Source organism: Variovorax saccharolyticus (assembly GCF_030316765.1).
GTDB classification, from domain to species: domain Bacteria; phylum Pseudomonadota; class Gammaproteobacteria; order Burkholderiales; family Burkholderiaceae_C; genus Variovorax; species Variovorax saccharolyticus.
Map to the genome: position 1 here is coordinate 45165 of NZ_JASZYT010000004.1, position 13401 is coordinate 58565.

A 13401-nucleotide genomic window follows, 5' to 3' on the forward strand; every position below is an offset into this window, starting at 1 on the left:
CCCCGATGCCCCGATCCGAACCCAGACGCTGGACCGCGTTCGCAATCCCCTTGCTGGTGCTGGTCATCGCCACGCTGCTGGCCTGGCTCTCCTGGCAGCAGGGCCTGTTCACGCGCCATGACCGGCTCTACCTCGATGTGCCCGACGCGGCCGGGATGGCCGAGGGCATGCCGGTGACCACCCACGGCGTGGTGATCGGCCGGGTGCGGTCCATCGCGTTGGCGGCGACGCCGGCCGGCGAACGCGGTGCGCGGGTCGAGCTGGGCATCGGGCGCGAGTTCATGGCGCAGATCCCGAAGGGAAGCCGGGCCCGGCTGGTCCAGCAGGACGCGATCGGCAGGCCGGCGATCGACCTGCTGCCGCCGCGCGGCAGCGCGCAGCCGGTGACCGAGGGCGACCTGCTGGCATTCGAACGCGCCCGGGACGGCAGCCAGATCGTGCAGGAGGTCCAGGCCGCGCTCCTGCCGGCGATCGCTGATGCCCGCAAGCTCACCGACAGCCTCAGCGACCCCGAGGGCAGCTTCCAGCAGACGCTGAAGGCGGGCCAGGAGGTGGTCTCGAAGATGCCCGCGATCGCCGAGAAGACCGGCGAAGTGCTCCAGCAGACGCAGCAGGCCGTAAAGGCGATCGAGAGCGGCGCCACCGCGACGCTGCAGAAGGCGGGCCGCACCATCGAGGTCGTGGCGGAGGCCGCGCCTTCGGTGATCGACAAGGTCCAGCAGGCAGCCGCCACGTCGCAGCAGGCGAGCGCCGAGCTGCAGGCCATGGCGGCCCAGGCTTCGGAGCGCCTGCCCGGCGTCCTCGAACAGGTCCAGGCCGCGGCGACCCAGACCAACCAGATGGTGAGCAATGCGCGACAGACCTGGCCGATCAGCCTGCTGACCGGCACCCCGACGACGCCGCAGTCGCTGCCGATCGACAGCATTGGCGGTCTGCCGCTGCCGGGGGAGACCCCATGAGGCCCGCACTGCGAGCCATGGCCTGCGCCATCGGCGCCGCCGCGATGGCCGTGCTGGCCGGCTGCTCGTCGCCACCGGTGCGCTCGCCGGCGGACATCCGGGCCCAGGGCTACAACACCCAGGGCATCGACCGGTACAAGGCGGGCGACCTGCCGCGGGCACTGGGCTTCTTCGAGCAGGCCCTGGCGGTCGGGCAGTCGATCGAGGACGACGATGCCATCGCGGCGACGCGGCTCAATCTGTCGATGGTGTACCTGGGCATGGGCCGCCAGGACGAGGCGCTGAAGCAGTTGAGCCTGGTGCAGGACGAGCCCCGCCTCGCGTTCAGCAACGACCGGCGCGCCGAAGCCGCATTGCGTCGCGCCATGGCCCTGCAGGCCAGCGATGCCGCGGCCGCCGGGCAGTCGCTCGACCGGGCCGCCGCGCTCTGCGGCAGCAGTTGCAGCGTCAGGGGCAAGATCCTCAATCTGAAAGCCTGGCTGGCGCTGAACGCCGGGCGCCCCGAGGAAGGATTGCGGCTCGCGCAGCAGGCCCAGGGCGCGGTGGCCAAGGACGATACGCTGGAGAAGGCCAACGCGCTGCGTCTGCAGGGCAGCGCCCACATCGCGCTGAGAACGCCGGCAGCGGCTCTGGCGCCCCTTTCCGAGGCGCTGAAGATGGACAAGGCCGCGGGAGCCAGCGAGAAGATCTACCAGGACCTGCTGCTGCTGGGCCAGGCCTCCGCGGACAAGCCGGATGTCGCCCGGGACTACTGGACACGGGCCCGCGACGTCGCGCTGGCGGCCAGGAACCAGGCGGGCGTGGAGCGCACCGCGAAGCTGTTGGCGGTGCCTTAGCGGCGCCACGGCGCCACGGCGCCACGGGGGCCGGATCGGCTGGGGCTACGAAGCCCGCGTCATCAGGCGCAGGTTCTGCACCGCCGCGCCCGCGGCACCTTTGCCCAGGTTGTCCAGCACCGCGCCCAGGACGATCTGGCCCGTGCGTTCGTTGCACGCAACGGCCAGGCTCATGTCGTTGGAACCGTTGTGGACCTGCGGGTCCAGTTCGGTCAGGGGCGCGGCCGAAGACATCGGCATCACGTGCACATGCGCTGCACCGCGGTAGCGTTCGCCGAGGCATTCGTGGATGCGCACGCCGGACGCATCGGCGGGGAGCATCCGCTGGTGCAGTCCGATGCTGAGCACGATGCCCTGCCGGTAGCTGCCATAGGCCGGCACGAAGACGGGCCGCTCCGCCAGGCCGGCGTAGGTCTGGATCTCCGGCACGTGCTTGTGCTCGAGTGCCAGGCCATAGACCTTCAGCGAATGCGCCGCCGCCCCGGCCTCGTGCGCTTCTGCTCCCGCCCTGCCTTGACCCGAATAGCCCGAGACGGCGTGGATGACCAGCGGATAGTCGGCCGGCAGCAGGCCCGCATCCGTCAGCGGCCGCAGCAGGGCGACCGCGGCCGTGGGATAGCAGCCCGGATTCGTGACCCGCAGTGCCGAGGCGATACGTTCGCCTTGCCGTGCATCGAGCTCCGGCAGTCCGTAGACCCAGCCCGGGCTGGTGCGGTGGGCCGAGCTGGCGTCGATGACACGCACCGAAGGGTTCTCGATCATCGCCACCGCGTCGCGCGCCGCGGCATCGGGCAGGCAGAGGATCGCGATGTCGCATTCGTTGAGCGCGGCCCGGCGGGCCGCCGTGTCCTTGCGCAGGCTCGCCGGCAAGGTGCGGATGCGGAATTCCCCGCCCCGGAGCCTGTTCTGCAGGTCGAGTCCGGTGGTGCCCTGGTCGCCGTCGATGAAGATTTGCTGTTCCATGGCCTGCGATCGTAGGGAAATGGCCTCGATGGCTCCAGCTAAATATATGGAACCCAGGATTAAGAAAAGTTAAATTCGCGACATGCGAGAACTCAGCCTCGACCATCTGCGCACGCTGGTCGCCATTGCCGACCTCGGGTCCCTGGTGAATGCCGCGCGCGCCCTTCACCTGGCGGCACCGACGGTCACCGTCCAGATCGCGGAGCTGGAGTCGCGCCTGGGTGGCCAATTGCTCGTTCGCGGGCGGGGACCCGCGCAAGCGACCGCCCTGGGAGAGCGCTTCATCGCGCGTGCCCGCCGGCTGCTGGCGGACGCGGACGATGCGGTGGAGGATGTCCGACGCCAGCTCGCAGGCCAGACCGGCCGCGTGCGGGTCGGTGCCTCGACCGGCGCCATCGCGCACCTGCTGCCGCCCGCGCTCGAAATCCTGGCGCGCGACCATCCCGGCATCGACGTCAACGTGCAGGTGCTGACCTCCAACGACAGCATGGCCCGGCTCGCCGCAGGCAGCCTGGACCTCGCGGTCGTGGCGCTGCCGCAGGCGCCCGTGCGCGGCGTTCATGTGACGCCCCTGCGGCGCGAGGCTGTGCTCGCCTTTCTGCCGGCCGCCTGGAAGGCACCCAGGCGCCTGACCCCTCAGTGGCTGGCCCAGCGGCCGCTGATCATGAACGACAGCTCCACGCGTCTCTACCGGCTGACCGCGGAATGGTTCTCGGCGGCGGGCGTTCATTGCCGGCCGCGCATCGAGCTCAACTACAACGATGCGATCAGGACACTGGTCGCCGCCGGCTACGGAGCGGCCCTGCTGCCGGAGGAATCGACCGCGCCGGCGCCTGATCCCCGCATCGCCGTCCGCCCGCTCAGCCCGGCGCTATGGCGCCAGCTGGGCCTCGCCGTGAGCGAGCGAGGCGCCAGCGGACCGACGCGCTTCGTCCTGGAGGCCTTGCAGGCCCGCACCTAGAATCTCGATTTCACTCCCCGGCGAAGCTGAAAGGCCGCAGTCAGGCCCTTCGTGCCTTCGTCCCTGCTCACGATGCGCAACGCCACCGAATCCTTTGTCCGCCGCGTGCGCAGCCAGCTCGACGCCCTGTCCGCGACCGAAAGGCAGCTCGCCGATTTCGTGCTCGAGTTCCCCGGCGAGCTCGCCAGCTACGCGGGCAACGAGCTGGCCGAGCTCGCGGGCGTTTCGCCCTCCACGGTGAGCCGCTTCATCCGGCGCATCGGCTACGAGAACTACGAGGAAGCCCGGCGCCAGGTCCGGGAAGAAAAGGAGAACGGCTCACCGCTGTTCCAGACGGCGACCGAGGCCTCGCGGCGGGGGCAGCTGGTGGCGACGCACTTCCAGCGCTCGCAGGCCAACCTGGCCAGCACCTTCGACCGCCTGAGCGACCGGCAGTTGGGGGAGATCGTCAAGGCGATCATCGGCGCCGGGCAGGTGCTGATCTTCGGCAGCCGCAGCAGCCATGCATTCGCCCAGTACCTGCGCTGGCAGATCATCCAGGTGGTGCCTCGCGTCACCGCGATCCCGGGCGCCGGAGAGACCCTCGCCGAGCACCTGGCGGGGATCGGCGAGCGCGATTGCGTGATCGTCTTCGGCACCCGCCGCCAGACCCGCCAGATGGACCTCCTGCTGGCAGGCGCGAGCAAGGCGAAGGCGAAGATCCTCTTCATCAGCGACCAGGCATCGCCGGACTTCGCGGGCGCCACCTGGTCGCTGCAGTGCGACTGCCGGGGGCCGGGCCTGCTCGACAACCATGTGGCGGTGATGGCGGTCTGCGACCTGATCGCGACCATGGTGATCGAAGCCTCCGGCGCCGCGGGCCGCAAGCGGCTGGCAGCGATCGAGCTCGGGCACGAAGAGACCGGCGAACTCTGAGCGCGGCCGCGCCACGCACGCTGGCAGGGCGTCGCGTACCGGCCCGGTGCGCTCGCGCCTGCCGTGGCCACCCGGATCCTGGCATGCGGCTTGCACGAGTCCGGATGTTGCTGAAATTTGCATTTCACTGACATAAGGTAAGTGAAATCCATATGGCAACACCGGGCACCGCGCCGTAGCATCCGGAAGGAGATTGCTGGCTTGCGGCGCCGTGCACGCAATTCCTTCATCAAGGGGCTTCAAATGGCTGGTGGACCTGTACTGTCATCCGGGACCGACTCACCCCGAGTCGCCGAACTCGATCGCGCGCTCGACCAGATCGGTGTCACGCGCTCGCATCACACGATCATCTTCCTGATCCTCATCGGCTGCCTGTTCGACAGCTTCGAGCAGAACGCGGTCGGCATCGTCGGTCCGATGCTCAAGGAGCAGTGGGGGCTCACGGCTTCCGACATCGGGCTGCTCAACACCGTCACTTTCGCCTGCGCGGCGCTGGGACGCATCATCTCGGGCTACATCGCCGACCACTTCGGCCGCCGCGTGATGCTGACCATCGACCTGCTGCTGTTCACGCTCGGCGCCGGCGTCTGCGCGCTGGCGCCGAACCTCACCGTGATGGCGATCGGCCGCGCGATCGTCGGCTTCGGCCTCGGCGGCGAGATCGCGATCGCGGTCACGATGCTGTCCGAGTTCTGCTCGACCAAGTTCCGCGGCACCGCGGTCGGCCTCGTCAACGTGGGCGCGGGTGGGCTGGGCAACTTCCTCGCGCCCGCCTTCGGCCTGCTGGTGTTCTGGCTCTTCCCGGGCGACAACGGCTGGCGCTGGCTGTTCGCCTGCCTCATGGTGCCGGCATTGCTGGCCGCCTTCTATCGCCGCTTCATCCCCGAGACGCCGCGCTTCCTGCTGGCTCAGGGCCGCGTGAAGGAGACCAATGCGGTGCTGTCGCGGCTGGCCTCGGGCCGACTCACGGCGCGCAACGTGCCGCAGCATCAGTACATCGGCGACGACGGACAGGCGGCGCCCAGGGCCAAGGTCAAGGTGCGCGTCACCGAGATCTTCCGCGGTGCGCTGGCGCGCCGCACGATCCCGTTGTGCATCACGATCTGGATGACCTACGGCGCCCAGATCTCGGTGCTGACGCTGATGCCGACCATCCTCGTCGCGCTCGGCTACAGCATGTCGAAGAGCCTGCTGTTCACGATGGTGATGCAGGGCGGCAGCCTCCTGGGTGCCATCGCGGCGTCGCTGCTCGGCTTCCACTTCCCGCGCAAGCGGGTGCTGACCGCGGGCGCCGTCTGCGCCTGCCTGGCGGCGCTCACCATCGGCTTCCTCGCCAAGAGCATCGTGGTGATACTGATCGCGGGCGCGGTGTTCCAGTTCTTTGTGCTGCTGCTGAACACGACGATCTGGATCTTCGCGCCCGAGCTCTATCCGACCCGCGTGCGCGCGTTCGGCACTGCCTTCATCCTCGCGACCGGCACGGCGGCAGGCGCCTTCATGCCACTGGTCGCCGGGCGCCTGTTCGATGCTTTCGGGCTGGTCGGGGTGTTCGGCCTGGCCGCCGGGATGTACGCGGTCTTCGTGATCAGCGTGCAGAGCGTGCCCGAGACCTATGGCAAGTCGCCCGATGCGCTCTCGCTGCCCGGGGACGCGCCGTCCCCCGGCGCGCCCACCTCCACCGCGGCCGCACCGGCCAACTGATTCCCCGGACCCCACGCCGATGCCACTGGATATCCTGCTCATCAATCCGAACTCGTCGGCGGGCACGACGGCCATGATGGTCGAGATCGCGGCCGCCGAGGCGCCTGCGGGCTTCCGTATCGAAGGCCGGACCGCGCAGGGCGGCCCGTCGATGATCGTCAATCCGCGCGAACTCGAGGCCGCGGCCGGCGAGGTCGAGCGCAGCTGGCAGCAGGCCGGGACCCATTGGGCAGGGGTGATCATCAGCGCCTTCGGCGATCCGGGCATCGAGCGTGTGCGCGCCGCCTGCCGGGTGCCCGTGGTCGGCATCGCCGAAGCTGCGATGCTGGAGGCCTCCGCGGCCGGACGGCGATTCGGCATCGCCACCGTGACGCCCGACCTGGTGCTCCCGATCGAAGGCCGAGCCCGCGCGCTCGGCCTGCTCGGCGCCTATTGCGGCATCCGCCTGACCGATGGCGATCCGCGCGCGCTCGCAGCCGATCCCCAGGCGCTCGAAGAGGCGCTGGCGCGGGCGGTGCAGCGCTGCGTCGACGATGACGGCGCCGAGGCCGTGATCATCGGCGGCGGCCCGCTGGGGCAGGCGGCGATCGGGCTCCAGCGGCGCTTTGCGTTTCCGGTCATCGCGCCGATTCCGTCGGCGATGCGGCTGCTGCTGTCGCGCATCGAGGCCGTGGTGGCCGTGAGGGCCCCGCGCCAGTAACAGATTGCACCTGCGCGCCATCCGTGCCCGATTTCACGCTTCCCGGCGCTTTCCCGCCGCCCCGGGTTGCAGAATGCCGGCACGAAGCGCCGCGGCCGGTCCCTGCACCGGCGCTCGTTCAACTTTGTTCGCACCAAGGAGAAACCATGAGCATCTTCAGCAGCATCCTCGCCAAGATCCTGCCTTCCGCCAGCGCGGCCACCGTGCAGCCCGAGGCCTCGGCCCCGGTCGCCAGCGGGGCACCGGCCCCCGCGGCGCCGCCGGCAGCGATCACGCTGGTCGACGTGGAGGCATTGCTCGACGGCATGCCCGGCGCGAAGAGCCTGAACTGGCGCACCTCGATCGTCGACTTGATGAAGCTGCTCGACCTGGACAGCAGCCTCGCGTCGCGGAAGCAACTCGCCCAGGAACTGAGCTACGGCGCGGACACCAGCGACAGCGCCAAGATGAACGTCTGGCTGCACCGCCAGGTCATGACCAAGCTGGCCGCCAACGGCGGCAAGGTGCCCGCGGAACTCATCGCCTGATCGGGGCGAAGCCCGAAGGCCGTGCTTTCGGCCTGCTTGCCGCGGATCTCCCAGAAAATACCTAAAATGGCCAAATCGGTTAAAACAGGTATTTCGGAGATCCAGCGGGAGCTTCCCATGTCCATCACGAGCAATTCGCGTCCAGAGGCCCTCGATCGTTTCACGCGCGGCCTGCCAGCCGTCTCGGCCACCAAGCTGGTCTCGGGGATGCAGAAGGTCACCAGCGCCGTCATGACGCATGGCGCCGTGGTCGTCACCCGCCACGACGAGCCGGCCATGGTGCTGATGTCGATCGACCGCTATCTCGCGCTCGAACAGGCGGCCGAACCCGATCTGGACGCGCTCACGCGGCAGTTCGACGACGTGTTCGCCCGCATGCAGGGCGACCAGGCCGCCCAGGCGATGGAAGACGCCTTCGCCATGTCCCCGGCCGAACTGGGCAAGGCGGCGGTCCGCGCCGCAGGCGGCAGCAAGTCCGCCAAGAGGTGACGCCCCACTGATGGCGGCGCGCATCTTCGTTCTCGCGGGCGTCAACGGCGCCGGCAAGAGCAGCATCGGCGGCGCGGCGCTCCAGGCACGCAAGCTGCCGTACTTCAACCCCGACCTGGCAGCGCGCACGCTGCTCGACGCCAATCCCGCGCTCACGCAGGAATCGGCCAACGCCCAGGCCTGGGAAATGGGCCGCGCCGGCCTCGAACGCGCGCTGGCCGAGGGCCTGAACTTCGCGTTCGAGACCACGCTGGGCGCGCGCACCCTGCCCGACATGCTGCTGGCGGGCGCACGCAGGGGCGCGCAGGTCCACGTCTGGTACGCGGGGCTCGATTCGCCCGAAAAGCACATCGAGCGCGTCAAGGAACGCGTGATCGCCGGCGGCCACGACATTCCCGAGGACAAGGTCCGCGCCCGCTACGTGAGCAGCCGCGCGAACCTGGTCCGACTGCTGCCGCACCTGGCCAGCCTGCGCATGTACGACAACAGCATCGACGGCGACCCCAAGGCCGGCGTCAGGCCGCAGCCGGTGCTGGTGCTGCACATGGAGGGCGGGCAGATCGTCTCGCACATCGCGCTCGACCAGGTGCCGCAATGGGCCAAGCCGGTGGTGGCCGCCGCCTTCGACGCCGCGAAGAAGAAGGCGACGAAGGGGCGGCCGCACTGACCGGCATCTTCAGAGCGTCGCGGCGATGGCTTCCAGCTGGGTCAGTCGCCGGGCCATGCGGCCGACGAAGTTCTGAGTGACGTGCGGCAGCACGCGCTGCGTGGGCACCACGATGCCCACCTTCATCCCGTTGAGCGCCTCCAGCTCGAAGGGCCGCCAGAGCAGTTCCCCGCGCTTGAGTTCCTCGATGAAGGCGATCTTGGAGAAGCAGGAAATGCCCTTGCCGCCCATGATCAGGCGCTTGAGCAAGGGCGTGGAATTGCAGGTGGCGGCCGGCTCCATGTCGTCCCAGAAGTTGGCGAACTCGGGCGACGACGCGGCGCTGAGCACCGGATGCGAACTGGAGCGCAGAAAGGGAAACTTCGCGCATTCCTTGAGCGACACGACATCGAAGCGGGCCAGCGGATGCCCCGGCGGCATCACGATGCCGATCGGCAGGTGGGCCACGTTCATGGCCCGCACGCCGCCGGGCAGCCGCCCCAGGAAGGTCAGGCCGACGTCGGCCTGGCCGGCCATGACCATCTGGGCCACTTCCATGGGCTGGGTCGAGGTGATGGTGTAGGTCACGGCGGGAAAGATCTGCAGGAACTCCTCCACCGCGGAAGGCAGGAGTTCCTCGAAGAACGAATCCATGGCCGCCACCTTGACGTGGCCGGTGCGCTCGCCCTTGAGCGCGTCCAGCTCGGTGCGCATCACCTGGAACTGGTGCAGCGTCTCTTGCGCATGCTTCAGCAGCCGTTCGCCGGCCGGGTTCAGCCTGAGGCCGTTGGGCATGCGGTCGAACAGTTCGACGCCCAGCTCGTCCTCGAGCTTGTGGATCTGCCGGTTGACCGCGCTGGCCGCCACATAGAGGCGCTCGGAGGCCTTGCGTACCGAGCCGCACTGCGCCACCTCGATGAAGTACTTCAGGACGCTGGCATGCATCAGCCGGCCCTCCTGCCCCGCTGCGCACTACGCGGCCGCTCCGACGGTTGGCAGCACCTTGGCGATGCCGGGATGGTCGCAGCCGCTTGACCGGCCATCGGCGCCGCCGGGCGAACCCAGTCCGCTGACCGCGTCGCCGAAGTACTCGCGGTTGATCGCCGTGAAATTCGCGAGCTCGGGCGGCAGCCGAGACTCCTCGTAGATGGCCTGCACGGGACAGGCCGACACGCAAACGCCGCAGTCGATGCATTCATCCGGATGAATGTACAGAGTCCGGGCGCCTTCGTAGATGCAATCGACCGGGCAGCAAGGGACGCAGGCGCCGTCCTTGCAGTCGATGCAGGCGGTGGTGATGACATGGGCCATGGCGTCGTTCCCTTCTTGCCCAGGCCTCAACGCCCCTGCCAGCGCGGCTTGCGCTTCTGCTGAAAGGCCAGCACGCCTTCGTTGGAGTCTTCCGACTGCAAGGCGGCGACCAGCGCAGGCAGGCGCATGCCATGGGCCTGCGCCGGCGAAAGCTGGCCGGTCTGGCGCACCACCTGCTTGATCGCGCGCAGCGACAGCGGAGCGCAGGCCAGCAGCTGCTGCGTCCAGCGCTCGACCGCGGTGTCGAGCTCGACGCGCGGCACGACCTCGTTGACGAGCCCCATCTCCAGCGCCTGGCGCGCCTTCACGCGCTGGCCGGTCAGCATCATGCCCATCGCCTGGCGATACGGGATCTGGCGCTGCAGCAGCAGCATGCCGCCGTCGAGCGGCAGGCGACCGACCAGCGGCTCGGGCAGGCCGAAGCTGGCCTCCTCGCAGGCCACCACCAGGTCGCAGCCGAGCACCATCTCGAAGCCGCCACCGAGCGCGAAGCCGTTGACCCGCGCGATCACCGGCACATCGAGCGTCTCGCGCAGCGCGATGCCACCGAAGCCGCCCGGGCGGCTGGCCGCCCAGTACTCCACGCCCTTGAGGTTGCTGGTGTTCTTCAGGTCGGCGCCGGCGCAGAAGGAACGCTCGCCCGTGCCGGTCAGCACCACCACGCGCACGTCGTCGCGCCGCTCGATGTCGTCCCAGATGCGGATGAGTTCGGCTTCAGTCGGCAGGTCGACCGCGTTGAGCACGTCTGGCCGGTCGATGGTGACGCGGGCGACGTGCTCCTTGACTTCGTAGTTCACGCTCATTGGGCCACCTCGCTCAACGCGCGCGCTTCGTCCAGCACTTCGTCCGTGTGCTCGCCCAGCCGGGGCGGCGCGCGGCGCAGGCCGGTGGCCGCGCCCGACAGCTGGATCGGGCTCGCGATGAAGCGCAGCGGACGGCCGCCGGACGAGCCGCCGTCCATGATCATCCCGTTGTGCAGCGTCTGCGGGTCGACCAGAGCCTCGCGCATGTCGCGCACCGGCGCCGACAGCAGGTCCTGCTCCTCGAGCCGGGCCAGCCAGTACTCGCGGGTGTTGGTGGCGAGGCGTTCGCGGAAGATCGCGTGCAGCTCGGCCTTGTGCCTGAACTGGGCCTGCAGGTCGGCGAAGCGCGGGTCCTGCGAGAGATCATCGATCTCCAGCGCCGCGCAGATGTCGCGCAGCGGATGGGCCTTGAACGCGCCCACCAGCACCAGCGGCCCGTTCTGCGTGTCGAACACGCCCGACAGCGGCATCGCCGCCCAGTTCACTTCGGAGTCCTCCATCATGATCATCGCGGCTTCCTGCATCTGCATGGCCAACATGGAGTTGTAGAGCGACACCGAGACCTTCTGCCCTTCGCCGGTGCGCTCGCGCTGCAGCAGCGCGAAAAGAATGCCCTGCACCATGTGCATGCCGGCGGTGTAGTCGGCCAGCGCGGTGGGATAGATCGACACCGGCACCGAGGCATCGGCGCGGCGCGCCATGACGCCGGTCAGGGCCTGCGCGAGCACGTCCTGGCCGCCCTTGTGCGCATAGGGCCCGCTCTCGCCGAAGCCCGTGCCCACCGCGTAGATGATGCGCGGGTTCAGGCGCTTGCAGTCCTCGTAGCCCAGGCCCAGTCGCTCCATCACGCCGGCGCGGAAGTTGTTCGTGACCACGTCGGCGTCGGCGATCAGCGCCTTCACCAGTTCCACCTGCGCCGGATCGCGCAGGTCGATCTCGCAGCTGCGCTTGTTGCGGTTGAGGCTGCAGAAGATCGGGTTGTCGTGACCCGCCACCGGCGCGAAGGTGGAGCGGCTCAGGTCGCCCGCGCCCTTGCGCTCGATCTTGATCACGTCCGCGCCGTGGTCCGCCAGCATCTGCGTGCAGACCGGGCCCATCATCACCTGGGTGAAGTCGATCACCCGGATACCTGCCAGCGGCAGCGTCTTGGTGTTGTTGGTCATGCGGCCTCCGCGAAGGAACGGGCGATCTCGGGCACGTCGGCATTCGGCCCCTTCTGGTCGCCCGGATCCGCGCCCTGCGCGCGCAGCGTGCGCTGCAGCTTGGCGATGTCGACCTTGCGCACCGCCACGCCGGCATCGAGCGCCAGCGCGGCAGCGGTGCCGGCGGCCTCGCCCATCGCCATGCAGGGCGGGATCTCGCGCGAGATCTTCTGCGCCGCCGAGGTCGACGAGTAGTGGCGGCCCGCCACCAGCAGGTTCTCGACGCTGCGCGGCACCAGCGAGCGGTAGGGGTAGTAGTAGTCGCGGCCGCGCGCCACGCTGTCCTCGAAGCGCAGGCGCTGCGTCACGTCGTCCTTGCTCATCACGTACTCGCCTTCGAGCAGGCGGGTCTGGCGCACGCCGGTCTGCGGCGCGAGGTCGATCAGGTAGCAGTCGGCAAAGCCCGGCAGCTTGGCGCGGATGAACTCGATCACCTTGTGGATGGTGGCGCGGCCCTGCACCTCGGCGCGCGTCAGGTCGGCCACCTTGAGGCCGTCCAGGCCCGCCATGTGCGGGCAGTTGCACCACACCACGCCCGGCAGCGGGGTCTTGAGCCACCAGCTGTCCCAGGCGCCGCCCAGCAGGTGCTTGACCTCGCGGTCGATCGCCTGGAAGGCGGCCGGCTCTTGATGCTCGAAGCGCTCGGCCTCCTCGGTGTCGACGCCGCCGAGCCGGAACACCGTGGTCACGATGTAGGCGCCGCTGACGTGCGGCGCGCCGGCCGAGGCGGCCACGTCCAGGTCACCGGTGGCGTCGATCACCACCTTGCCCAGGATCGCCTCGCGACCGCTCTTGCTTTCGCAGATCACGCCCTTGACCTGGCCGTCCTCCACCAGCGTGCGCGAGAACCAGGAATGCAGGCGCAGCTCGATGCCGGCCTGCGTCACCATCTCGAGCGATGCGCGCTTGAAGGCGTCCGGGTCGAAGGCGGCCGCGAAGCAGATGGGATGCGGCTTCTCCTTGCTGTGGAAGTCGAAGGTGCCCCAGCGCTTCCAGCGGCGGACCGATTCGGGGAGGCTCCCCCAGTCCTTCTGCTTCGGGTACTCGGCCAGGCCGCGCTCGGCCATGCGCTCGATCATCTCCAGGCAGATGCCGCGCACCGAGATCTCCTGCAGGTGGCTGTCCCACATGTCGTCCAGCACCAGCACCATGCCACCGGAGGCCAGGCCGCCCAAGTGGTTGTAGCGCTCCAGCAGGGTCACGCTGGCGCCGTTGCGCGCGGCCGCCAGGGCTGCCGCCTGGCCGGCGGGGCCGCCGCCAACCACCACCACGTCCGATTCGGCTGCGACACGAACATCGTGCGCGCTCTCATGCATCCAATCGCCAATACGGCTCATCGCTATCTCCTTGATTGAGGGGGGAACGGAGCGGCGCGCAGCGCGCCGTGC

15 protein-coding genes are annotated in these 13401 nt (G+C 69.3%); 9 read left to right on the forward strand and 6 right to left on the reverse strand.

Going from position 1 to position 13401, the window contains the following annotated elements; translation table 11 throughout:
- Positions 1-5 precede the first annotated feature (5 nt).
- Both QTI45_RS14005 and QTI45_RS14010 read left to right on the forward strand, forming a co-directional pair.
- Positions 6-959, forward strand: coding sequence for an MlaD family protein (locus QTI45_RS14005; RefSeq protein ID WP_286654770.1), 954 nt, complete (start codon positions 6-8; stop codon positions 957-959).
- Positions 956-1795, forward strand: coding sequence for a tetratricopeptide repeat protein (locus tag QTI45_RS14010; RefSeq protein ID WP_286654771.1), 840 nt, complete (start codon positions 956-958; stop codon positions 1793-1795). The genes QTI45_RS14005 and QTI45_RS14010 overlap by 4 nt, the downstream gene beginning before the upstream one ends.
- Positions 1796-1840: 45 nt before the next feature.
- On the opposite strand, the gene argC is transcribed toward QTI45_RS14010, so the two are convergent.
- Positions 1841-2758: an N-acetyl-gamma-glutamyl-phosphate reductase gene (gene argC / locus QTI45_RS14015; RefSeq protein WP_286654772.1), complete on the reverse strand. Its 918-nt coding sequence runs from the start codon at positions 2756-2758 to the stop codon at positions 1841-1843.
- An 82-nt stretch (positions 2759-2840) separates the two neighbouring features.
- Between argC and QTI45_RS14020 the strand changes: the two genes are divergently transcribed.
- From QTI45_RS14020 to QTI45_RS14050, 7 genes are all read left to right on the forward strand, one after another.
- Positions 2841-3719 carry a LysR family transcriptional regulator gene (locus QTI45_RS14020; RefSeq protein ID WP_286654773.1) on the forward strand — a complete coding sequence of 293 codons (879 nt, stop codon included), beginning with the start codon at positions 2841-2843 and terminating at the stop codon, positions 3717-3719.
- Between the two features lie 72 nt (positions 3720-3791).
- A complete protein-coding gene (locus QTI45_RS14025) occupies positions 3792-4634 on the forward strand; it encodes a MurR/RpiR family transcriptional regulator (protein WP_286655124.1) in 843 nt (280 codons plus the stop codon).
- A 243-nt stretch (positions 4635-4877) separates the two neighbouring features.
- On the forward strand, positions 4878-6335 hold the full coding sequence (locus QTI45_RS14030; protein ID WP_286654774.1) for an MFS transporter: 1458 nt from the start codon (positions 4878-4880) through the stop codon (positions 6333-6335).
- 19 nt (positions 6336-6354) lie between these two features.
- Complete coding sequence (locus tag QTI45_RS14035; RefSeq protein WP_286654775.1) at positions 6355-7035, forward strand: aspartate/glutamate racemase family protein; 681 nt, start codon at positions 6355-6357, stop codon at positions 7033-7035.
- A gap of 146 nt (positions 7036-7181) precedes the next feature.
- A complete protein-coding gene (locus QTI45_RS14040) occupies positions 7182-7562 on the forward strand; it encodes a DUF3597 domain-containing protein (protein ID WP_286654776.1) in 381 nt (126 codons plus the stop codon).
- Positions 7563-7679: 117 nt separating this feature from the next.
- A complete protein-coding gene (locus tag QTI45_RS14045) occupies positions 7680-8051 on the forward strand; it encodes a type II toxin-antitoxin system Phd/YefM family antitoxin (RefSeq protein WP_286373373.1) in 372 nt (123 codons plus the stop codon).
- Between the two features lie 10 nt (positions 8052-8061).
- On the forward strand, positions 8062-8718 hold the full coding sequence (locus tag QTI45_RS14050; RefSeq protein WP_286654777.1) for an ATPase: 657 nt from the start codon (positions 8062-8064) through the stop codon (positions 8716-8718).
- A gap of 9 nt (positions 8719-8727) precedes the next feature.
- On the opposite strand, the gene QTI45_RS14055 is transcribed toward QTI45_RS14050, so the two are convergent.
- Genes QTI45_RS14055 through QTI45_RS14075 form a run of 5 tightly spaced genes read right to left on the reverse strand, consistent with a single transcriptional unit; the run spans position 8728 to position 13350 of the window.
- On the reverse strand, positions 8728-9642 hold the full coding sequence (locus tag QTI45_RS14055) for a LysR family transcriptional regulator (protein WP_286373375.1): 915 nt from the start codon (positions 9640-9642) through the stop codon (positions 8728-8730).
- Between the two features lie 27 nt (positions 9643-9669).
- On the reverse strand, positions 9670-10008 hold the full coding sequence (locus tag QTI45_RS14060; protein WP_286654778.1) for a 4Fe-4S dicluster domain-containing protein: 339 nt from the start codon (positions 10006-10008) through the stop codon (positions 9670-9672).
- A gap of 26 nt (positions 10009-10034) precedes the next feature.
- Complete coding sequence (locus QTI45_RS14065) at positions 10035-10811, reverse strand: enoyl-CoA hydratase-related protein (RefSeq protein ID WP_286654779.1); 777 nt, start codon at positions 10809-10811, stop codon at positions 10035-10037.
- On the reverse strand, positions 10808-11974 hold the full coding sequence (locus QTI45_RS14070) for a CaiB/BaiF CoA transferase family protein (protein WP_286654780.1): 1167 nt from the start codon (positions 11972-11974) through the stop codon (positions 10808-10810). The genes QTI45_RS14065 and QTI45_RS14070 overlap by 4 nt, the downstream gene beginning before the upstream one ends.
- Positions 11971-13350: an FAD-dependent oxidoreductase gene (locus tag QTI45_RS14075; RefSeq protein ID WP_286373379.1), complete on the reverse strand. Its 1380-nt coding sequence runs from the start codon at positions 13348-13350 to the stop codon at positions 11971-11973. The genes QTI45_RS14070 and QTI45_RS14075 overlap by 4 nt, the downstream gene beginning before the upstream one ends.
- Positions 13351-13401 lie beyond the last annotated feature (51 nt).

Bases quoted from the DNA above. Each gene is read 5' to 3' on its own strand.
- QTI45_RS14025 (WP_286655124.1), top strand. From the start codon at position 3,792: ATGCGCAACGCCACCGAATCCTTTGTCCGCCGCGTGCGCAGCCAGCTC.
- QTI45_RS14055 (WP_286373375.1), bottom strand. From the start codon at position 9,642: ATGCATGCCAGCGTCCTGAAGTACTTCATCGAGGTGGCGCAGTGCGGC.
- QTI45_RS14035 (WP_286654775.1), top strand. From the start codon at position 6,355: ATGCCACTGGATATCCTGCTCATCAATCCGAACTCGTCGGCGGGCACG.
- QTI45_RS14030 (WP_286654774.1), top strand. From the start codon at position 4,878: ATGGCTGGTGGACCTGTACTGTCATCCGGGACCGACTCACCCCGAGTC.
- QTI45_RS14060 (WP_286654778.1), bottom strand. From the start codon at position 10,008: ATGGCCCATGTCATCACCACCGCCTGCATCGACTGCAAGGACGGCGCC.
- QTI45_RS14050 (WP_286654777.1), top strand. From the start codon at position 8,062: ATGGCGGCGCGCATCTTCGTTCTCGCGGGCGTCAACGGCGCCGGCAAG.
- QTI45_RS14010 (WP_286654771.1), top strand. From the start codon at position 956: ATGAGGCCCGCACTGCGAGCCATGGCCTGCGCCATCGGCGCCGCCGCG.
- QTI45_RS14020 (WP_286654773.1), top strand. From the start codon at position 2,841: ATGCGAGAACTCAGCCTCGACCATCTGCGCACGCTGGTCGCCATTGCC.
- QTI45_RS14070 (WP_286654780.1), bottom strand. From the start codon at position 11,974: ATGACCAACAACACCAAGACGCTGCCGCTGGCAGGTATCCGGGTGATC.
- argC (WP_286654772.1), bottom strand. From the start codon at position 2,758: ATGGAACAGCAAATCTTCATCGACGGCGACCAGGGCACCACCGGACTC.
- QTI45_RS14065 (WP_286654779.1), bottom strand. From the start codon at position 10,811: ATGAGCGTGAACTACGAAGTCAAGGAGCACGTCGCCCGCGTCACCATC.
- QTI45_RS14040 (WP_286654776.1), top strand. From the start codon at position 7,182: ATGAGCATCTTCAGCAGCATCCTCGCCAAGATCCTGCCTTCCGCCAGC.
- QTI45_RS14075 (WP_286373379.1), bottom strand. From the start codon at position 13,350: ATGAGCCGTATTGGCGATTGGATGCATGAGAGCGCGCACGATGTTCGT.
- QTI45_RS14045 (WP_286373373.1), top strand. From the start codon at position 7,680: ATGTCCATCACGAGCAATTCGCGTCCAGAGGCCCTCGATCGTTTCACG.
- QTI45_RS14005 (WP_286654770.1), top strand. From the start codon at position 6: ATGCCCCGATCCGAACCCAGACGCTGGACCGCGTTCGCAATCCCCTTG.